The sequence below is a fragment of the Streptomyces sp. OfavH-34-F genome (assembly GCF_022347745.1).
In the GTDB taxonomy this organism is placed as follows: Bacteria; Actinomycetota; Actinomycetes; order Streptomycetales; family Streptomycetaceae; genus Streptomyces.
Genome location: NZ_JAKRGC010000100.1, coordinates 1 through 20,390, shown reverse-complemented (window position 1 = coordinate 20,390; position 20,390 = coordinate 1). Strand labels below are relative to the sequence as shown.

At 69.5% G+C, this 20,390-nt stretch carries 16 protein-coding genes; 2 read left to right on the top strand and 14 right to left on the bottom strand.

What is annotated here, in order from left to right; translation table 11 throughout:
* Positions 1-3 precede the first annotated feature (3 nt).
* The 6 genes from MHW47_RS16865 to MHW47_RS16840 form a co-directional block, all read right to left on the bottom strand.
* On the bottom strand, positions 4-927 hold the full coding sequence (locus tag MHW47_RS16865) for a hypothetical protein (protein WP_239224126.1): 924 nt from the start codon (positions 925-927) through the stop codon (positions 4-6).
* An 88-nt stretch (positions 928-1,015) separates the two neighbouring features.
* A complete protein-coding gene (locus tag MHW47_RS16860; RefSeq protein WP_239224125.1) occupies positions 1,016-2,227 on the bottom strand; it encodes an ABC transporter ATP-binding protein in 1,212 nt (403 codons plus the stop codon).
* Positions 2,217-3,194, bottom strand: coding sequence for an ABC transporter ATP-binding protein (locus tag MHW47_RS16855; RefSeq protein ID WP_239224124.1), 978 nt, complete (start codon positions 3,192-3,194; stop codon positions 2,217-2,219). The genes MHW47_RS16860 and MHW47_RS16855 overlap by 11 nt, the downstream gene beginning before the upstream one ends.
* Positions 3,195-3,207: 13 nt before the next feature.
* On the bottom strand, positions 3,208-4,182 hold the full coding sequence (locus tag MHW47_RS16850) for an ABC transporter permease (protein WP_239224123.1): 975 nt from the start codon (positions 4,180-4,182) through the stop codon (positions 3,208-3,210).
* Complete coding sequence (locus tag MHW47_RS16845; RefSeq protein WP_239224122.1) at positions 4,175-5,098, bottom strand: ABC transporter permease; 924 nt, start codon at positions 5,096-5,098, stop codon at positions 4,175-4,177. The genes MHW47_RS16850 and MHW47_RS16845 overlap by 8 nt, the downstream gene beginning before the upstream one ends.
* A gap of 100 nt (positions 5,099-5,198) precedes the next feature.
* Positions 5,199-6,833, bottom strand: a complete 1,635-nt coding sequence (locus MHW47_RS16840; RefSeq protein ID WP_239224121.1) for an ABC transporter substrate-binding protein — start codon at positions 6,831-6,833, stop codon at positions 5,199-5,201.
* Positions 6,834-7,154: 321 nt separating this feature from the next.
* Between MHW47_RS16840 and MHW47_RS16835 the strand changes: the two genes are divergently transcribed.
* On the top strand, positions 7,155-7,691 hold the full coding sequence (locus MHW47_RS16835) for a hypothetical protein (RefSeq protein ID WP_239224120.1): 537 nt from the start codon (positions 7,155-7,157) through the stop codon (positions 7,689-7,691).
* A 122-nt stretch (positions 7,692-7,813) separates the two neighbouring features.
* Here MHW47_RS16835 and MHW47_RS16830 read toward each other — a convergent pair whose 3' ends face one another.
* From MHW47_RS16830 to MHW47_RS16795, 8 genes are all read right to left on the bottom strand, one after another.
* Positions 7,814-8,959 (bottom strand): ABC transporter ATP-binding protein, encoded by a 1,146-nt coding sequence (locus MHW47_RS16830; RefSeq protein ID WP_239224118.1) that lies wholly within the window; start codon positions 8,957-8,959, stop codon positions 7,814-7,816.
* Positions 8,952-10,010, bottom strand: coding sequence for an ABC transporter ATP-binding protein (locus MHW47_RS16825; RefSeq protein WP_239224116.1), 1,059 nt, complete (start codon positions 10,008-10,010; stop codon positions 8,952-8,954). Before MHW47_RS16825 ends, MHW47_RS16830 begins: the two co-directional genes overlap by 8 nt.
* A gap of 10 nt (positions 10,011-10,020) precedes the next feature.
* Positions 10,021-10,968, bottom strand: coding sequence for an ABC transporter permease (locus MHW47_RS16820; protein ID WP_239224114.1), 948 nt, complete (start codon positions 10,966-10,968; stop codon positions 10,021-10,023).
* Complete coding sequence (locus MHW47_RS16815) at positions 10,961-11,893, bottom strand: ABC transporter permease (protein ID WP_239224128.1); 933 nt, start codon at positions 11,891-11,893, stop codon at positions 10,961-10,963. Before MHW47_RS16815 ends, MHW47_RS16820 begins: the two co-directional genes overlap by 8 nt.
* A gap of 166 nt (positions 11,894-12,059) precedes the next feature.
* Entirely contained in the window at positions 12,060-13,703 is a 1,644-nt protein-coding gene (locus tag MHW47_RS16810; protein ID WP_239224113.1) for an ABC transporter substrate-binding protein, read from the bottom strand.
* A 461-nt stretch (positions 13,704-14,164) separates the two neighbouring features.
* Positions 14,165-16,072 carry a translational GTPase TypA gene (typA, locus tag MHW47_RS16805; protein WP_239224111.1) on the bottom strand — a complete coding sequence of 636 codons (1,908 nt, stop codon included), beginning with the start codon at positions 16,070-16,072 and terminating at the stop codon, positions 14,165-14,167.
* 129 nt (positions 16,073-16,201) lie between these two features.
* Positions 16,202-18,421 (bottom strand): ABC transporter family substrate-binding protein, encoded by a 2,220-nt coding sequence (locus MHW47_RS16800; protein WP_239224109.1) that lies wholly within the window; start codon positions 18,419-18,421, stop codon positions 16,202-16,204.
* A gap of 194 nt (positions 18,422-18,615) precedes the next feature.
* On the bottom strand, positions 18,616-19,584 hold the full coding sequence (locus MHW47_RS16795; RefSeq protein WP_239224108.1) for an acetylxylan esterase: 969 nt from the start codon (positions 19,582-19,584) through the stop codon (positions 18,616-18,618).
* A gap of 122 nt (positions 19,585-19,706) precedes the next feature.
* On the opposite strand from MHW47_RS16795, the gene MHW47_RS16790 reads away from it, so the two are divergent.
* On the top strand, positions 19,707-20,390 hold a 684-nt coding region (locus tag MHW47_RS16790), incomplete at its 3' end, for a TPM domain-containing protein (protein WP_239224127.1).

Here is a 20,390-nt window from a genome sequence, read left to right as displayed (position 1 = left end):
ATCTCACGGGCCGCGGTCGGGCCCCGGCGTCGCGGCCCCCCCGGGCACCGCGAGGGCGATCAGCGCGGCCACGGCCGCGAAGCCCTGGAACATCCAGCTGAGCAGGGTGAGCTGCATCTCGGTCGGGAGCGCGTCGAAGTGGTCGAACATCTCGTAGTGCACGATCCGCGCCACGCCGATGACCGCGCCCGGCAGCAGCAGCGCGGCGGCGATCAGTCCGAAGGGACGCGCGTGCGTCGCCCGGGCGACCGCGCCGATCGCGCAGAACAGGCACAGCAGGGCCAGCGTCACGGCGCCCCAGCCCGGCGGGGCACCGGTCAGCTGCTGTCCGATCCGGTCCCCGCCCGTGAACCACTCGGGGAACAGCTCCGGGTACCGCACCATCTGGCGGATCTCCCAGGCGATCAGCACCGCCCCGGCCGCGCCCAGTGCCAGGAACGCCACGACGCCCGCGCCCGGCCCCGGCCTGGTGGGCAGCGGCTCGTAGGAGTCGGCCGGGGGCCTGCGGCCGGCCCCGGCGGTAATGATCATCGCGGCGCCCGCGGCGAGGGCCACGAAGGCGCAGATCAGGGCGCGTGAGCGCAGGTCGTCGGAGTAGCCGGACTCCATGAGCCGGTTGTCGATCGTCCAGAGCCCGGGGAGCCGGACGGCGAGGGTGACCGCCCCGGCGGCGATGAGCGCGGGGCCGGCGACGGTGGTGCGCAGGGCGGCCACGGCGACCGCGACGTACACCACGAACAGGACGACGTCCATGGCGGACGTCGTGGGCAGGACCCACAGGCCGCTCTCGTGGAACCCGGCCCAGTACCGCCACACTTGGCCGAAATCCGCCGCCCGGACGTCCCGTATCAGCCAGCAGGCGACCATCACCGCGAGCACGGCGGACAGGACGGCTCCGGTGACTCTTGCTCCGCGGGTGAGTATCACCCCGTCGATACTTCCGTGCGGCCGCCCTCCGGACAAGAGGGCCGACGCCGCCGGTATCACGGTGTGCCGCCGGGCGGTTGACGCTGCGTCAGCGCACCCGGCTGCTTCCGGCGGGCGGGGGCGGGCCCTGTTCGCCGCCGGGGGCGGCCGGTCCGGCGCCGGGCTCCGTCCGCCGCGCCGCCCGCGCCGCCGCGTCGGCCTGGCCGTCCTCGCCCGGCGCGCCGTCCGGCCGGTCCTCCGGCGGGACCACCCGCTTCTCCTCCGCGAAGTGGCAGGCCGAGTCGTGGCGGGCGGGGCTGTCCGTGTCCCGGAAGACCGCCGGGACCGCGAGCAGCGGCACCTCCAGCTCGCACCGCTTCTGCGCCTTCCAGCAGCGGGTGCGGAAGCGGCAGCCGGACGGCGGGTTGGCCGGCGAGGGCACGTCGCCGTGCAGGATGATCCGCTCCCGGAACTCGCGCGCCGTCGGGTCCGGCACCGGAACGGCGGAGAGCAGCGCCTGGGTGTACGGGTGCGTGGGGTGGTCGTAGATCTCCGCGTCCGTGCCGATCTCGACGAACCGGCCGAGGTACATGACGCCGACCCGGTCGGAGATGTGCCGCACGATCGACAGGTCGTGCGCGATGAAGACGTAGCTCAGGCCGAACTCCGCCTGGAGCTTGTCGAGCAGGTTGACGACCTGGGCCTGGACGGAGACGTCGAGCGCGGAGACCGGCTCGTCGGCGACGATGATCTCGGGGTTGAGCGCGAGGCCGCGGGCGATGCCGATGCGCTGGCGCTGCCCGCCGGAGAACTGGTGCGGGTAGCGGTTGATGTACTCCGGGTTGAGGCCGACGACGTCCAGCAGGTCCTGGACCTTGCGGCGGCGGCTGCCCTTGGGGGCGACCTCGGGGTGGATCTCGTACGGCTCCCCGATGATGTCGCCGACCGTCATGCGGGGGTTGAGCGAGGTGTACGGGTCCTGGAACACCATCTGGATGTTGCGGCGCACGGCCTTGAGCGCCCGCCCGGACAGCTGGGTGACGTCCTCGCCCTTGTACCGGATGGAGCCGGCCGTCGGCTTCTCCAGGTGGACGAGGAGCCGGGCGACCGTGGACTTGCCGCAGCCGGACTCCCCCACGACGCCGAGGGTCTCGCCGGCCCCGAGGTCGAAGGAGACCCCGTCGACGGCCTTGACCGCGCCGACCTGCTTCTTGATGAGGACGCCCTGGGTCAGCGGGAAGTGCTTGACGAGGTCGCGCACCTCCAGGATCGGCTCGCCGCCCGGACGCGCCCGCGTGCTCTCCGCCTGGTCAGCGTGCATCGAGCGTCTCCTTCCAGAAGTGGCAGGCGCTCTGCCGGTGCGCGGCCACGTCGTACAGCGGCGGCACGTCGGTGCGGCAGACGTCCTGGGCCATCGGGCAGCGCGGGTTGAAGGCGCAGCCGGGCGGGATGTGGAGCAGGTTGGGCGGCAGGCCCTTGATGGCGTACAGCTCCCGGCCCTTCTGGTCGAGGCGGGGGATGGAGGCGAGCAGGCCCTTGGTGTACGGGTGGGCGGGCGCCCGGTAGATGTCGTGCACGGGCGAGGTCTCGACGATCCGGCCCGCGTACATCACGGCGATCTTGTCGGCGACGTCGGCGACGACGCCGAGGTCGTGGGTGATGAGGATGAGGCCCATGTTGAGTTCGCGCTGGAGCTCCGCGAGGAGGTCCATGACCTGGGCCTGGACGGTGACGTCGAGGGCGGTGGTGGGTTCGTCGGCGATGATCAGGGAGGGCTCCAGGGCGAGCGCCATCGCGATCATGATGCGCTGGCGCATACCGCCGGAGAACTGGTGCGGGTAGTTGCCGACCCGTTCCCTGGCGGCCGGGATGCGGACCCGGTCCATCAGCTCGACGGCCTTGGCCTTCGCGTCCTTGCGGGACATGCCGCGGTGCACGACGTACATCTCGCCGAGCTGTTCGCCCACGGTGAGGACGGGGTTGAGGGAGGAGAGGGCGTCCTGGAAGATCATGGCCATCTCCTGGCCGCGGATCTTCCGGCGCTCCTCCCGCTTCATCTTCAGCAGGTCGCGGTCCTTGAACAGGATCTCGCCGCCGCTGATCTTCCCGGGCGGCATGTCGAGGATGCCCATGACGGCCTGGGCGGTGACCGACTTGCCGGAGCCCGATTCGCCCAGGACCGCGAGCGTCTCGCCCTCGGCCACCGAGTAGTTGACGCCGTTGACGGCCCGGACGATCCCGTCGCGGGTGTGGAACTCCACGTGCAGATCGCGTACTTCGAGCAGCATGGCAGCGGACTCCTCAGCGCAGCTTGGGGTCGAGGGCGTCGCGCACCGCGTCGCCGAGCATGATGAAGGCGAGCACCGTGACGGCCAGCGCGCCGGCCGGCCAGAGGAGCATGTGCGGGGCGTTGCGGATGTACTGGGACGCTGCGGAGATGTCGATGCCCCAGGAGACGGCGGGCGGCTTGAGGCCGACGCCGAGGAACGACAGGGTCGCCTCCAGGGAGATGTAGGTGCCCAGCGCGATGGTCGCCACGACGATGACCGGGGCGACGGCGTTCGGCGTGATGTGGCGCAGCATCATCCGGCTGTTGGAGGCGCCGAGCGCGCGGGCCGCCTGGACGTAGTCGTTGTGCTTGGCGGTGATGACGGAGCCGCGGGCGATGCGGGCGATCTGCGGCCAGCCGAGGAGCACGATGAAGCCGACCACCGGCCAGACGGTGGAGCTGGTCACCACGGAGAGGAAGACCAGGCCGCCGAGGACGACGGGGATGCCGAAGAAGATGTCGGTGAGGCGGGAGAGGATCGCGTCCCACCAGCCGCCGAAGAACCCCGCGAAGCCGCCGAGGACGCTGCCGATGACGGCGACGCCGAGGGTGGAGCAGATGCCGACGGTGACGGAGTTGCGGGCGCCGTGGACGACGCGGGTGTAGACGTCGCAGCCCTGGCCGTCGAAGCCGAAGGGGTGGCCGGGCTGTGAGCCCTGCTGGGCCTTGCCGAGGTCGCAGTCGAGCGGGTCGCCGGAGGCGATGAGCTGCGGCCAGATCGAGATGACCACGAGGAACAGGATGATCAGGGCGGAGATGAGGAAGACCGGGTTGCGCAGCAGGTCGCGCCGGGCGTCGGACCACAGGCTCTGCGGCTTGCTCTCGGGGCCGGTGCCCTCGGGGCCGCCGGGGGTCTTCTCCAGACTGTCGCCCTCGTCGAGCGCCAGGTCCATCGGGCCGCCCGCGCCGGCCGCCGAGATCGCCTCGTCCGGTGTCTGGTCAGGCATAGCGAATCCTCGGGTCGAGTACGGCGTAGAGGAGGTCGACGATCAGGTTGGCCGCCAGGAAGACGAGCACCAGGACGGTGACGAACCCGACGACGGTCTGCGAGTTCTGCCGCAGGATGCCCTGGTAGAGCTGGTAGCCGACGCCGTGGATGTTGAAGATCCGCTCGGTGACGATCGCCCCGCCCATGAGCGCGCCCACGTCGGTGCCGATGAAGGTGACGACGGGGATCAGCGAGTTGCGCAGCAGGTGCCGGACGACCACGCGGCGCCGGGGCAGGCCCTTGGCGGTGGCGGTGCGGACGTAGTCGGCGCGGGTGTTCTCGGCGATCGAGGTGCGGGTGAGCCGGGTGACGTACGCCAGGGAGACGGAGGCGACCACCAGGCCGGGGATGATCAGCTCGCCGAGGGGGGCCTCCGGTGAGACGGAGGGCTTGATGACGCCCCACTGGACGCCCAGGAGCAGCTGGAGCAGCAGACCGGTGACGAAGGTCGGGATGGAGATGACGATGAGCGTCAGGATCAGCACGGTGGTGTCCACGGGCCGGCCGCGGCGCAGTCCGGTGACGACGCCGAGGCTGATGCCGATGACGATCTCGAAGAGGATCGCGACGAGGGTGAGGCGGATGGTGATGGGGAACGCGGTGCCCATCAGCTCGGTGACCTTCTGCCCGTTGAACGCGGTGCCGAAGTCGCCGGTGAAGACGTTGCCCATGTAGGTGAGGTATTGCTGCCAGACCGGCTTGTCGAGGCCGAATTCGGAGCGGAGTTGGGCGGCGGTCGCCGGGTCGCACTGACGGTCGCCGCAGAGACCCGCGATGGGGTCACCCATCACGTTCACCATCAGGAAGATCAACAGCGTGGTGCCGAAGAAGACCGGGATCATCTGCAGCAGCCGCCGGATCACATAACGTCCCATGAAGGGCTCCGGGGGTCGCGGGGGACGGAGGCTGAGGAGTCGGGTGACGGGACGGCCGGGCGGCCGGCGCGGTCGCGCGCGGGCCGCCCGGCTCCGTTCCCTACTTGACCTTGATCTGCTCGTACACCGGGACGCTGAACTGGTTCAGCGAGACGTTGGTGATGTTCTCCGAGTAGCCGGCGCTGCCGTTCTGGTACCAGAGCGGGATGACGGGCATCTCCATCACCATCACCTTCTCGGCGTCCTGGAAGGTGGAGACGGCCTTGGCCTTGTCGGTCTCGGCGTTGGCCTTGTCGACGAGGTCGTCGAACTGCTGGTTGCTCCACTTCCCGTCGTTGGACGAGGCGTTGGTGTAGTAGACCGGCTGGAGGAAGTTCTGGATCAGCGGGTAGTCCATCTGCCAGCCGGCGCGCCAGGGGCCGTGCAGCTTCTGCTGGGAGACCTTGCTGCGGAAGTCGGCGAAGGTGCCGACGGGGGCGCCGACGCAGGCCCGGTTGTTGCCCATGACCTTGTTGATGCTGTTGCAGACGGCGTCGACCCACTCCTTGTGCGAGCCGGTGTCCCCGTTGTACGAGATCTTGAGCTGGCCGCCGGGGATGCCGCCGCCTTCCTGGATCAGCTTCTTGGCCTCGGCGGCGTTGTACGTGCACTCCTTGCCGCAGAGGCCCTTCTTGAAGCCGCCGTCCTCGCCGAGGACCGGGGACGTCCAGTCGGAGGCGGGGGTGCGGGTCTTCTGGAAGATCTGGTCGGTGATCTGCTCCCGGTTGATCGCCATGGACAGGCCCTGGCGGACCTTGGCCGCGCCGGGGGTGTCCCACTGCTTGTCGTAGAACGGGAAGGCGAGGGTCTGGATGATGCCGGCCGGGGTGTTGATGTAGCGGTCACCGAGGTCCGACTTGACGTTCTTGAGCTGCGAGGCGGGCACGTCGTCGACGAGGTCGAGGTTGCCCGCGGTCAGGTCGGTGTAGGCGGTGTTGTTGTCGGTGTAGACCTTGAGGTCGATGCCGCCGTTCTGCGCCTTGTCGTCGCCGGGGTAGCCGTCCCACTTGCGCAGGCTCATCGAGGAGCCCTTGGTGTACTTCTCGATGGTGTACGGGCCGTTGCCGACCGGCTTGGAGAGCCAGCCGGCGTGGTCGCTGAAGAAGGCCTTGGGCAGCGGGGCGAAGGCCGGGTAGCCGAGGGTGTCGGGCCACAGCGAGAACTTCTGCGACAGCTTGACCGTGAAGGTCATGTCGTTGACGATCTTGAGGCCGGAGAGCTTGGTGGCGCTGGCCTTGCCGGACTCCGGGTGGACGTCCTCGTAGCCGTCGATGTAGCCGAAGAAGTAGGCGTTCTTCTGGTTGTTCTTGAGCAGCGCGCCGTAGTTCCAGGCGTCCACGAAGGACTTGGCGGTGATCTTCTCACCGTTGCTGAAGGTCCAGCCGTCCTTCACCGTCACGGTGAAGTTCTGGTTGTCCTTGGTCTCGATCTTCTCGGCGAGCATGTTCAGCGCCTCGCCGGTCTTCGGGTCGTACCGCTTCAGACCCCGGAAGATCATGTCGAGCACCTTGCCGCCCTGCACCTCGTTCGTGTTGGCCGGCTCCAGGGGGTTCTGCGGGTCACCCCAGGAGGAGCTCACGATTCCGTCGGCGCCACCTCCGCCGCCGCCGCCGCTGTCGCCCCCGCCGCAGGCCGTCGCCGCCAGGGCGACGGCAGCCGCGCATGCGGCCCACTTGACGTGTGTGGCTCCGCGCATGGACTGCCTCCTCGTAGTGCACCGGCTCACGTGAGGACAAATATCACCCCATATCGGGTCCGATGCCTACATACACCAGCCATACGGGTCATCAGGGCCGCAAGAAGGGGCCAGGAGCCGGGCGCGGACGCGCTCTGCGGGGACCGGGCGAAGGGCGCGGCGCGGGAGCGGCGCCACCGTCGGCGGGGACGGTGCGAACGGAATCCGCGCTTCCTCGTACAGAACCTCAATACTCCATCAATTCCCTTACATACCAGTGGTGTTCATCCATAGCGTGACGCGTGCACCACCCGAGAACGCCCGCGTACCAGGAGGACCTGCGTGAAGCGCGTCATCAGCACCACCCTCACCACCGCTCTGCTCGGTGCCGGCATCGTGGCCGGGGCCGCCGCCCCCGCGGTGGCCGGCGCGGCCTGCGACAGCAGTCCGATCTACTCGATCGGCGACAAGAAGACCGTCTGGCGCGCCACCCAGGTGCACAGCGACTGGGCGAGGCCCGGGGTGACCATCTCCTACGCCAAGAACAAGACCGGTTCCTGGACCGCGACCGGGACGGCGACCGTCGGCGCCGAGGCAGGCGTCATCTTCGCCAAGGCGTCGACCTCCTTCAGCGTCTCGGTCGGCAAGACCTGGTCCAAGTCGGACACCTGGACGTACGCCGCCACGGTCCAGAAGAAGAAGGGCAAGACGCGCGGCCGGCTGATGATGTACCACGAGGCCAAGGGCTTCAGCGTGACGAAGTACCGGATGGTGCCCAAGAGCACCGGCGGCTGCAAGAAGAGCAAGATCTGGAAGAAGAGCAACAACATCGCCCCGGTGAAGAGGAACAACAACCTCTGGGGCATCCAGTACCAGTAGCACCGCAGGCCGGGCGCGGTCCGTCATGAACAGCGGAGGGTGACGGACCGCCCGGGCGGCCGGGTACGACGAAGGCGCCCCGGAACCGATGGGTTCCGGGGCGCCTTGCGTCGCGCGCGGCGTTACGAGGCCGCGCCCACCACGTCCTTCTCCTCCGCGAAGTGGCAGGCCGACTCGTGGGCGGCCGGCGACTTCGCGTCCTTGAAGCGCTCGGGGACCGCGAGGAGCGGCACCTCGGTGGCGCACTTGTCCTGGGCCTTCCAGCACCGGGTGCGGAAGCGGCAGCCGGACGGCGGGTTGGCCGGCGAGGGGACGTCACCGCTGAGGATGATCCGCTCGCGGCCCTCGCGGGCGGCCGGGTCGGGGACCGGGACGGCCGACAGCAGCGCCTGGGTGTAGGGGTGCGTCGGGTGGTCGTAGATCTGGACGTCCGTACCGATCTCGGCCATCTTACCGAGGTACATGACGCCGACCCGGTCGGAGATGTGCCGCACGATCGACAGGTCGTGCGCGATGAAGAGGTAGGACAGGTTGAACTCGTCCTGGAGCTTCTCCATCAGGTTGACGACCTGCGCCTGCACCGACACGTCGAGCGCGGAGACCGGCTCGTCGCAAATGATGATCTCCGGGTTGAGCGCGAGGCCGCGGGCGATGCCGATGCGCTGGCGCTGACCGCCGGAGAACTGGTGCGGGTAGCGGTTGATGTACTCCGGGTTGAGGCCGACGACGTCCAGCAGGTCCTGCACGCGGCGCCGCCGGTCGCCCTTGGGGGCCACCTCGGGGTGGATCTCGTACGTCTCGCCGATGATGTCGCCCACCGTCATGCGGGGGTTCAGCGAGGTGTACGGGTCCTGGAACACCATCTGGATGTTGCGGCGCACGGCCTTCAGCGCGCGGCCGGACAGCTTGGTGATGTCCTGGCCCTTGAAGAAGACCTCGCCCGCAGTGGCCCGCTCCAGCGTCATCAGGAGCTTGGCGACCGTGGACTTGCCGCAGCCGGACTCGCCCACGATGCCGAGGGTCTCGCCCGCGTACAGGTCGAACGAGATGCCGTCGACGGCCTTGACCGCGCCGACCTGCTTCTTGAAGAGGATGCCCTGCGTCAGCGGGAAGTGCTTGACGAGGTTGCGCACCTGGAGGATCGGCTCCCCCTGCGACACGGGCGCGTCGATGGCGGCTACGGCCTCCGCCACGCTCGCCGCGTCGACGGTCTCGACGTCGGAGACGTTGGGGGTGGCGTCCACGGACTTCTTCGAGATGTCAGCCATGGATCGTCTCCTTCCAGAAGTGACAGGCGCTGCGGCGGCCGGCCAGCTCGGTGCCGTCCTTTCCGGTCACCGGCTGGAGGGCCGGGACGTCGGAACGGCAGATGTCCTGGGCCACGGTGCAGCGCGGGTTGAACGCACAGCCCGAGGGCACGTTCAGCAGGTTGGGCGGCAGGCCCTTGATCGCGAAGAGCTCCTGGCCCTTCTGGTCCAGGCGCGGGATCGAGGCCAGCAGACCCTTGGTGTACGGGTGCGCGGGCGCACGGTAGATGTCGTGGACCGGGGCGGTCTCGACGATCCGGCCCGCGTACATCACCGCGATCTTGTCGGCGACGTCGGCGACGACACCGAGGTCGTGGGTGATGAGGATCAGGCCCATGTTGTACTCGCGCTGGAGCTCCGCGAGGAGGTCCATCACCTGGGCCTGGACCGTCACGTCGAGCGCCGTGGTCGGCTCGTCCGCGATGATCAGGTCCGGCTCCAGGGCGAGCGCCATCGCGATCATGATGCGCTGGCGCATACCGCCGGAGAACTGGTGCGGGTAGTCCGAGACCCGGGCCGCGGCGGCCGGGATCTTCACCTGGTCCATCAGCTCGATGGCCTTGGTACGGGCTTCCTTCTTGGACAGGCCCTGGTGGACCCGGAACATCTCGCCGAGCTGGTAGCCGACGGTGAGGACCGGGTTCAGCGAGGAGAGCGCGTCCTGGAAGATCATGGCGATCTTCTGGCCGCGGATCTTCCGGCGCTCCTCGTAGGACATCTTCAGCATGTCCTGGCCGCGGAAGAGGATCTCGCCCTGCGGGATCTTTCCGGGCGGCATGTCGAGGATGCCCATGACGGCCTGCGCCGTCACGGACTTGCCCGAGCCGGACTCACCGAGGACGGCGAGGGTCTCGCCGGCGTCCACGCTGTAGTTCACACCGTTGACGGCCTTGGCCACACCGTCGCGGGTGTGGAACTCCACGTGCAGGTCACGGACTTCGAGCAGGGGACCGACGTGGTCGTCACCCCGGCGTGCGGACGGGACTTCGGCGGTCTTGTTGATGGTGGCCACGTTCGCCCTCCTATCGCGACTTCGGATCGAGGGCGTTGCGGACGGCTTCGCCGAGCATGATGAACGCCAGAACGGTGATGCTGAGCATGATCGACGGGTAGATCAGGATGTGCTGCGCCACCCGGATCTGGTTCGAGCCCGTCGAGATGTCGATGCCCCACGAGATGGTCGGGTCGGCGAGACCGAGGCCCAGGTACGACAGGGTCGCCTCGGCCGAGATGTACACACCCAGCGAGATGGTGGCGACGACGATCACGGGCGCCATCACGTTCGGCAGGATGTGCCGGAACATGATCCGGCTGGTGCTCGCGCCGAGGGCGCGCGCCGCCTGTACGTAGTCGGCCTCCTTGGCGGTGATCACCGCGCCGCGCATGACACGGGCGATCTGCGTCCAGCCGAGGAACGCCAGGGCGAGGACGACGACCCACACCTTGCGCTCGCTGAAGGACTGGAGGACGACCATCGCGCCGAGCAGGAAGGGCAGGCCCAGGAAGATGTTGGTGAAGCCGGAGAGGATCGCGTCCACCCAGCCGCCGAAGAACCCGGACAGCATGCCGATGAGGCCGCCGAAGAGCGTCACCAGCACGGTGACGCAGACGCCGACGGTGATCGAGGCGCGGGTGCCGTAGATGACGCGGGCGTAGACGCTGCGGCCCTGGCCGTCGTAGCCGAGCCAGCCCTCGGAGCCGATCTTGCCCAGCTCGGGCTTCTTCAGGAAGTGCTTGCCCAGGTCCGCGTGGGTCGCCGAAGCCCCGGTGAACCAGCCGGGGAAGACGGCTATCACCAGGAGGATGACGATGAGGACGGAGGACACCAGGAAGTAGGGGTTGCGCCGCAGGTCGGCCCAGGCGTCGCCCCACAGGCTGCGCGCCTTGGCGGCCTTCACGACGGACGTCGGGTCCGTGACGGGGCCGTGGACGTCCTCGGGCGCGGGTGCGGTCTTGGTCACGTCAGGCATAACGGATCCTCGGGTCCAGGACCGCGTACAGCAGGTCGACGATCAGGGTCATGAAGAGGTAGACGAGCACCAGGATGGTGACGAGCCCCACCAGGGTGGTGCCTTCACGCCGGGTGATCGACTCGACGATGGTGCCGCCGATGCCCTTGACGTTGAAGACGGACTCGGTGACGACCGCGCCACCCATCAGGGCGCCGAGGTCGGTGCCGAGGAAGGTGATGACGGGGATCATCGAGTTGCGCATCAGGTGCACGCCGATGATGCGGCGCTTGGGAAGTCCCTTGGCGACGGCGGTGCGCATGTAGTCGGACCGCAGGTTCTCGGCCATCGTCGTACGGGTCAGTCGTGCCACGTACGCGAGGGAGAGCGAGCCGAGCACGATGGCAGGCGTCAGCAGTTCGCTCCAGGTCGCCTCGTTGGAGACGTTGGGCGAGATGAGGCCCAGCTGGTCGGCGAAGACGGACTTCACGATGTGCGCCAGCACGAAGACGGGGATCGAGATGATCAGCAGCGTCAGGATGAGGACCGCGTTGTCGGCCAGCCGGCCGGCCCGCAGACCCGCGACCATGCCCAGGCCGATGCCCAGGATGATCTCGATGACGAACGCCATGCCCGCCAGGCGCAGAGTGACCGGGAAGGCGTCGCCGAGCACGTCGGTGACGGGGCGCCCGCTGGCTATCTGGTCGCCGAAGTCCAGGTGAAGGACCATGCCCTTCATGTACTCCCAGTACTGCACCAGAATCGGCTGGTCCAGTCCGAGCTTGTGCCGCATCGCTTCCAGAGTGGCCGGGTCGGCACCCTTGTCCCCGAAGAGCCCGCGCACGGGGTCGCCGGGCAGCGTGTAGACCATCAGGAAGATAAGCAGCGTTGTCCCGAGGAAGACCGGGATCATCTGGAGCAGTCGTCGTGCGACATAGCGCCCCATCATGCCTCCATGTAATAGGCGGCGGCAGCCGACGGGCCCTTCCCCGGCCGACGGCCCCCGAAGGGTGGGTCGGTTGCGTGGAAGGGCCCCCCGGCCACTGCGAGCGGCAGGCGCGGGACCGTTTCAGCGGCGGTCCCGCGCGTGCGCGCGGACTACGTCGGTGTGGTTACTTCTTGACTTCGATCTGCGTCAGGATCGGGTCGCCGTCCTGGGCGTAGTCGACGTTCTGGACCTTCTCCGAGTAGCCGGCGTTGACCTTGTAGTACCAGAGCGGGATGGAGGGCATGTAGTTCACCAGCTCCTTCTCGATCTTCTGGTACGCGGCGACCGACTCGTCGAGGGAGGCGGCGGAGTCGGCCTTCTTGATCTCCGCGTCCAGGGCCTTGTTCGAGAAGTCGCCCTGGTTGCCCGCGGCGCCGGTACGGAACAGGTCCGAGATGAAGTTGGCGTTCACCGGGTAGTCGAGCACCCAGCCGGAGCGGTACAGGGACTTGACCTGCTTGTCGTCACGCGCGTTGGTGTCGGCCTGGAAGTCGGCCTTCGAGTCACCGGTGCACTTGACGCCGGTCGACTGCGTGATGCTGTTGCAGACCGCCTCGACCCATTCCTTGTGGCCGCCGTCGGCGTTGAACTGGATCGAGATCTTGTTGCCCGGGACGCCGCCGCCGTCCTTGATGAGCTTCTTGGCCTTGGCGGGGTCGTACTTGGTGACGTCGCCCGTGGCGTTCGGCTGGAAGCCGAGGACGCCCTTGGCGACCCAGCCGGTGGCCGGCTCGCGGGTGCCCTGGAGCACGGTCTTGGTGATCGTGTCGCGGTCGATGCCCATCGACAGGCCCTGGAGGACCTTCGGGTCGATGTTCTTCCACTGGTCGGTGTAGAAGGCCACGGCGATGGTCTGGATCGCCGAGTACGCCTTGTCCACGGCGCGGTCGCCGAGGTCGGACCGGTAGACCGGGAGGTCCTTCGGGCCGATCTGGCGCAGCACGTCGACGTTGCCGGACTTCAGGTCCTCGTAGGCGGTCTCGAGGGTGGTGTAGTTCTTGAAGATCACACCACCGTTCTTCGCCTTGTCGGCACCCTTGTAGTCGTCGTTGCGCTCGACCTTGATCTGCTTCTTGTGGTCCCAGCTGACGAACTTGTACGCGCCGTTGCCGACCGGCTTCTCACCGGCGGCCTTCGGGTCCGCGTAGAAGGACTCGGGCAGCGGCGAGAAGACCGTGTAGCCGAGCTTGTACGAGAAGTACGGCAGCGGGGCGTTGAGCTCGATGGTGAACGTGTAGTCGTCCACCTTCTTCAGACCGGACATGACGTCCGACTTCGGCTTGGCCTTGGCGTCGTCGGGGTGGACGTCCGCGAAGCCCTTGATGTCGGCGAACCAGGACGCGTTGGTCTGGTTGTTCTTGATGTTGGCGGCCCAGTTCCAGGCCTTGATGTAGGACTCGGCCGTGACGGGGGTGCCGTCGTGGAACTTCCAGTCCTTCTTGAGCTTGACGGTCCAGAGCTTGCTGTCCGTGGTCTCGACGGACTCGGCGTTGATCATCTCCAGCTTGCCGGAGGCGTCGTAGTCCACCAGCTGCGAGAAGATCGCGTCGGTGACGATGCTGCCGTTCGACTCCATCGTGTTGGCCGGCTGCAGCGGGTTCTGCGGCTCACCGACCTCGACGGAGAAGAAACCGTCCGGGTTCACGGCGCCCTTGGCGCTGGCCTTGTTGCCCTTGTCACCGTCGCTGTCGCCGCCACCACAGGCGGTCGCAGCCAGGGCGATGATGGCCGCTCCCGCGACCCACTTGGCGCTCTTGGCACCACGCATGGGTTTCCTCCTCATGAGTCCACTTTTGACTACAAGAAGGGCACTGGGTCGATACACCGACACCCCTGACGGTGATCGTTCAGTGCCCCTAGTGTGCTCGTGAGTCGGCGCACTCCCCACGGTGCGTGACCCATTGACCCGAGCTCAACGGAGCCAACTATTAAGTACGTCTGGGCCTTAAACCACACTTATAGGGTCTCGGTTTGACAACATCCGTCACTTGCGCGGACCAAAATCCGGACAAAGCGATCCCAGACAGACAGCCCCTAAACGGACTGTTAGCACATGTTTCGGAGAGCAACCTCCGATTATCGGACGAATCCGTCTCACATGCTGGACGAGCGGTCGTAAAAACCACTTGACCACGGCGCAGGGCCCCCACAGTGTCTGTGAGGGCCCTGCGCTTGGGCAATGCCTAGAGCTGACGGATCGTCGGCTGAAAAGCGACTGGCGGTAACGGCTCAGCCGTGCTTGGCGCGCGACGCGGCGCGGTTGCGCTCCTTCTGGTCGAGGACGACCTTGCGGATGCGGACGGCCTCCGGGGTCACCTCGACGCACTCGTCGTCGCGGCAGAACTCCAGGGACTGCTCCAGGGAGAGCTTGCGCGGCGGCACGATGGCCTCGAACGAGTCGGCCGACGAGGACCGCATGTTCGTGAGCTTCTTCTCCTTGGTGATGTTCACGTCCATGTCGTCGGAGCGCGAGTTCTCGCCGACGATCATGCCCTCGTACACCTCGGTGCCGGGGTCGGTGAACAGCACGCCGCGCTCCTGGAGGTTCGTCATCGCGAAGGCGGTGACGGCACCGGCGCGGTCGGCGACCAGCGAACCGTTGTTACGGGTCGTCAGGGGGCCGAACCACGGCTCGTGGCCCTCGTGGATGGAGTGCGCGATGCCCGTACCGCGGGTGTTCGTCAGGAACTCGGTACGGAAGCCGATGAGGCCGCGCGACGGCACGATGAACTCCATGCGGACCCAGCCGGAGCCGTGGTTCGACATGTTGTCCATGCGGCCCTTGCGGACGCCCATGAGCTGTGTGACGGCGCCCATGTGCTCCTCGGGCACGTCGATGGTCATGCGCTCGACGGGCTCGTGGACCTTGCCGTCCACCTCCTTGGTGACCACCTGCGGCTTGCCGATGGTCATCTCGAAGCCCTCGCGGCGCATCTGCTCGACCAGGATGGCCAGCGCCAGCTCACCGCGGCCCTGCACCTCCCAGGCGTCGGGGCGCTCGGTCTCCAGGACGCGCAGCGAGACGTTGCCGATGAGCTCGCGCTCCAGGCGGTCCTTCACCTGGCGGGCGGTGACCTTGCGGTCCTTGACCGCGGCCTTGGCGTCCGCGCCCTTGCCCGTGCCGCCCCGGCCGACCAGCGGCGAGGTGTTGGTGCCGATGGTCATCGAGATGGCGGGCTCGTCCACCGTGATCAGCGGCAGCGCGACCGGGTTGTCCGGGTCGGCGAGGGTCTCACCGATCATGATCTCGGGGATACCGGCGACGGCGCAGATGTCACCGGGGCCGGCGACCTCGGCGGGCTTGCGGGTGAGCGCCTCGGTCATCATCAGCTCGGTGATGCGCACGTTCTGGATCGAGCCGTCGCGCTTGATCCAGGCCACCGTCTGGCCCTTGCGCAGCTCGCCCTGCTCGACGCGGAGCAGCGCGATGCGGCCGAGGAAGTTGTCGGCGTCGAGGTTGGTGACGTGCGCCTGGAGCGGGGCGTCCTCCTCGTACGTCGGGGCCGGGACGTGCTCCAGGATGGCGGTGAAGAACGGCTCCAGGCTGGTGGAGTCCGCCGGGACCGTGCCGTCCTCCGGCTTGGTCAGCGAGGCGATGCCGTCGCGGCCGCACGCGTAGACGATCGGGAACTCGATCTGCTCCTCGTCCGCGTCCAGGTCGAGGAAGAGGTCGTAGGTCTCGTTGACGACCTCGTCGATGCGCGAGTCGGGGCGGTCCGTCTTGTTGATGCACAGGATGACGGGCAGGCGCTGCTGGAGCGCCTTGCGCAGCACGAAGCGGGTCTGCGGAAGCGGACCCTCGGAGGCGTCCACGAGCAGGACCACCGCGTCGACCATCGACAGACCGCGCTCGACCTCGCCGCCGAAGTCGGCGTGGCCGGGGGTGTCGATGATGTTGATCGTGATGACGTCGCCGCCATCCTTCGGGTGGTACTTGACCGCCGTGTTCTTGGCCAGGATCGTGATGCCCTTCTCACGCTCCAGGTCGTTCGAGTCCATCATGCGGTCGTCGAGCGACTCGGCTGCGTGCGCGGCGAAGGAGCCGGCCTGCTTGAGCATGGCGTCGACGATGGTCGTCTTGCCGTGGTCGACGTGGGCGACGATGGCTACGTTACGGATGTCGTGGCGCGTGGGCATGGGTGGCTTGCGCTTCTCTCGGTTCGGGGCCCGCCGGGCGGACGCGCCACGGCTGACCTCCATGGTACGGGGCGGCCACGACTGCGGCTTCCCGGGCGGTTTCCGGCCCCGGCGGGGCCGCCCGGCCGGCTACTCCCCGGCCGGCCGCGCCGGGGGGCCCGCGGCGAGCGGAGCCTTGTAGCCGATGTCCTGGTAGTGCGGGGCCGCCAGGCCGAAGGCACCGACGTTCACCAGGGACTTTCCGGTGGCGACGAGCTGGGGGCGCTGGAAGAGGGGGATCGATCCGGCGGCGGCCCAGATCCGGGCGTCCGCCTGCCGCATCAGGTCCTGCGCCGCCTTCTCGTCCAGCTCCGAAGCCGCCCGGTCGAAGAGCTGGTCGATGTGGTCCGAGCCGACCCGGGTGTAGTTCTGCTCGACGAGCAGCGAGCCGTCGGAGGCCGGGACCGGCTTGGCGAAGATCGGCCGGTCGTCCGTGGCCGGGTAGGCGGTGGCGGGCCAGGAGTACAGGGCCATGTCGTAGTCGCCGGACGCCACGTGGTCGCGGAAGTAGCTGTCGTCGGACACCTTGGTGATCACCGTGCGGATGCCGATGGTGTCGAGCATCGCGGCGATCTTCTCGCCGACGCTGCGCACTCCGGCGGAGCCGGGCCCGGAGGGCAGGACGAAGCGCAGGCTCAGCGGCTTGCCGTTCTTGCCGAGCGGGCCCCAGGCGGCGTCGGCGCCGCCGGCGGGAGCCGCGGTACCGGCCGGTGCGTAGGCCCCGGCGGCGCCGCCGGGCTGCCGGTCCTGGGCCGGGACCGCGTCGCGCACGGCCTCGCCGGGCTTGCCGTCGTCGGCCGGTTCCTGGCCCGCGCTCCCCTTCTTCTCCGCGGCTTCCTTCTTCTCTGCCGCGTCCTTCTTCTCCGCGGCTTCCTTCTCGGCGTCCTTCTTCTGCTTCTCGCCCTCGCTGCCGGCCTTGGTGCCGTCGTTCCGGTCGAGCGCCCCTTCGCGCGTCCAGCCGGCGGCGGCGAGCAGTGCCTGGGCCTTCTCGGTGTCCTGCGGGCCGAGTGCCTCGCTGGCGTCGCGGTACGCGGGCTGCCCGGCGACGGCCAGATGGCTGCCGAGCGGCTGTGCGGGCAGGCCGAGCGGCTTGAGCACGGTGTCGGCGAGCTCCTGGCGGTCCAGGGCGCGGGCCACGGCCCGGCGCACCCGGTCGTCGGCGAGCGGCCCGGACTCGCCGTTCAGCGCGAGCTGGGTGTAGGCGGGCTCCAGCGACTTGCGGACCACGTACGCGCGCAGCCCGCTCTGCTCGTCGGCGTACGCCTCGGCGGCCTCGGCCCTCTTGTCCCTGACCTCCTGCTCCGCGGCCGCCGCGTCCTCGTCGGTGCCGTGCGCGACGGCCCAAGAGCGCAGGGCCTGGGCCGGGCTGAGCGGGGCGCCGGGGCCTCCCTGGGCGGGCGCTCCGGCGGCGCCCTCGCGAGCGGCCTGGGCGATGCGGTGGGCGGTGGTGGAGTCGATGTCGGCGACGTCCACGGCGCCTTCGGCCAGGGCGTCCGCGCGGTCCTGGGGCGCGACGGCCTTGAAGACGAGGGAGTCCAGCTTGGCGCGCGCGCCCCACCAGCGCGGGTCGCGGGTGAGCGTGACGGACTCGGTCTTCTTGTCGACCTCGCGCAGCCGGAACGGGCCGGCGGTCGCCTTGAGGGTGGTGCGGGCGCCCTCGTTGAAGCCGTCCGGGGAACCGGTCACCTGCTTCGGGTAGAGCGGCGAGAACAGGGAGCGCCAGTCCGCGTACGGCTTGGCGAAGGTGACCTTGACCTCCAGGTCGTCGGCGCCGCGCTCGATCTTCTCGATGCGCTCGTACCCGGCGTTGCGGGCGGTCCAGTACGCGGAGTCCTTGCCGCTCAGGGCCCGCCACTGGGCGACGAAGTCGGGGGCGCCGATCTCGCGGCCGTCGCTCCAGACTGCCTGCTGGTTGAGCCGGTAGACGACGACCTGGCGCGGTTCGGTCTCGGTGACCTTCGCGGATTCCAGGTAGTCCGGGTTGAGCTGCGGGCGCCCCTGGGCGTCGAGCGGGAAGAGGGTGGGCAGCAGGGCTCCGGTGATCCGGGTGGTCGCGCTGTCGGCGTCCGCCTGGAAGGCGTTGAGCGTACTGGGCAGGGCGTCGACCGCCCAGGTGACCCGGCCGCCGTCGGCGACCCGGTCGCGGGCGGCACGGGCCACGTCCTGCGGTGCGGCGGCGACGGGCGCCGGCTCGTCCCCGCCGGAGCCGCATCCGGCCAGCACGGGGAGGGTGAGCACGCCCGCGGTGAGGAGGGCGGGCAGGCGGCGGCGCTTTCGGGCCGTCCCGCGCGGGACGCCGACGTGGGACATGGCTGGTACCTCCGGGGACGGCCCGGCCCGCGCCACGCATGGACCGGAATGAGCGTTTTCGGCGGAATTTGCAGTTGATCACACTGATCTCGTCCCTCCACTGAAAACACCCTCGCGCGGGAAGGCGGCCCCGACACGGCGCGGCCGCCCGAAACCTCACCCGTGCGGCGGAGCCCCCCGGCCGGCCGGGCGCCCTACAGCCACTTCGCGAAGAACTCCCGCCGCGCCGCGTCCAGGGCGGCCAGGTCGTCGAGCAGCCCCCGGTGCACGAAGTGCCCGGCCGCCGACACCAGCAGCTCCCGCTCCCCCGCGAGCGCGTTGTACACCGCGAACTGCCCCGGCGGCGGCACGGCCGGGTCGAACAGGGCCGCCGCCACCAGCGTCGGCCGCTCCAGGAACGTGGCGGCGGTCGCCGCGTCGAAGTACCGCAGCACCTCCGTCACCTCGGGGTGTGCGGCGTGGTGGCCGCGCACGGACTCGCCGCTGCCCGCGCACGGCAGCGTCAGCCGCAGCGGGTGGTTGCCGAAGGTGGGCACGGTCAGCTGGACCGCCGCGAACCGCTCGTCCCACGGCAGGGCGAGCGCGCCGAGCCCGCCGCCGAAGCTCTCCCCCACGTACCCCAGGCCCTTCCCGGCCGTCTCCGGGACCAGCTCCCCGAGCGCGGAGGCCGCACACCACAGGTCGGCCACGCAGTCCCCGATGACATAGGTGTCGCGCGCCCCGATGCCGTGCAGCACATGTCCGTCGGCCACGTCCGGGATGCCCGCCACCAGGCCGCGCGTCCCCATCCCCCGGACACAGGGCAGGATCGCGGCCGAGGCGGGCAGCGGGAGCGGCACGTCGCGCCCCGGTTCCGCCCGGCCCCCGTAGCCGTGGCCCACCACGAAGCCGTGCCGCACGGGCCCGTCCGGCAGGACGAGCCAGCCCCCCAGGCGCACCCCGCCCACCGAGGTGTACGCGACCTCGTGGACGCGTACGCCGTCGCGCTCCTCCACGAGGGCGCCGATGACCGGGTCGGTGGCGACGGCGCGGGCCGCCGCGTACCGCTCCCGCCAGAAGGCGGCGAAGTCGTCGGGGGCGGGCGGCGCCGGAACGGATTTCAGCGCGTCGAGGGTGTAGCCGTAGGCGGGGTCGAAGGGGTAGTCGTGCGCGAAGGACGTCATGGCCGTGACAGTAGGGACACGCCCCGCCGGCGCCGAACGATTTACGGGCGGCGGCCCACGGCGACCGGCTCGTGTCGCGGCACCCCGGAGCTGGACATAGCCTCGCAAACGTGACGCCGTCCGTGAGCCGAACCCGGATTCCCCCGCCGGGCCGGGCGCTGCTCGCCGCACTGCTGACGGCGTGCTGGCTGGCCCTGGCCCCCGCGCCCACCGCATCCGCCGACGATCCGGTCACCCTGTCCCGGCAGGGGCAGATCACCGACCGGGTGGGCGCGCTCGGCGACCGGGAGCCGCAGGTGACCGCGGCCCTCGACCGGCTCTACGACGAGCACCGCGTCCAGCTCTTCGTGGTGTACGTACGCGACTTCTCCGGACGCTCCCCGCAGGACTGGGCCGACGAGACCGCCCGGCGCAACGGACTCGGCCGCGACGACGTGCTGCTGGCCGTCGCCACCCACGCCCGGCAGTACGGCTACTCCCTCGACCAGGACTCGCCGCTGACCGACGCCGGACTCCGGGAGGTGGCCCGCACCGCCGTCGAGCCGGCGCTCCGGCGCAACGACTGGGCGGGCGCCGCGATCGGCGCCGCCGAGGGCTGCGCCGCCGTCCTGGCCGGCCGGGCAGTGCCCACCCCGGCGATCACACCGGGCGCCGCCGACCCCGGTGGCGGCTCCGGCGGGACCGGTGCCGGGGATCTGCTGCTGCCGGTCGTCCTGCTCTGCGCGGTCGCCGCGCTCGCCGCGTACGCCTTCCTGCGGCGCAGGCGCCGGGCCACCACCCGCACGACACCCGGCGCGGCGGGCTGG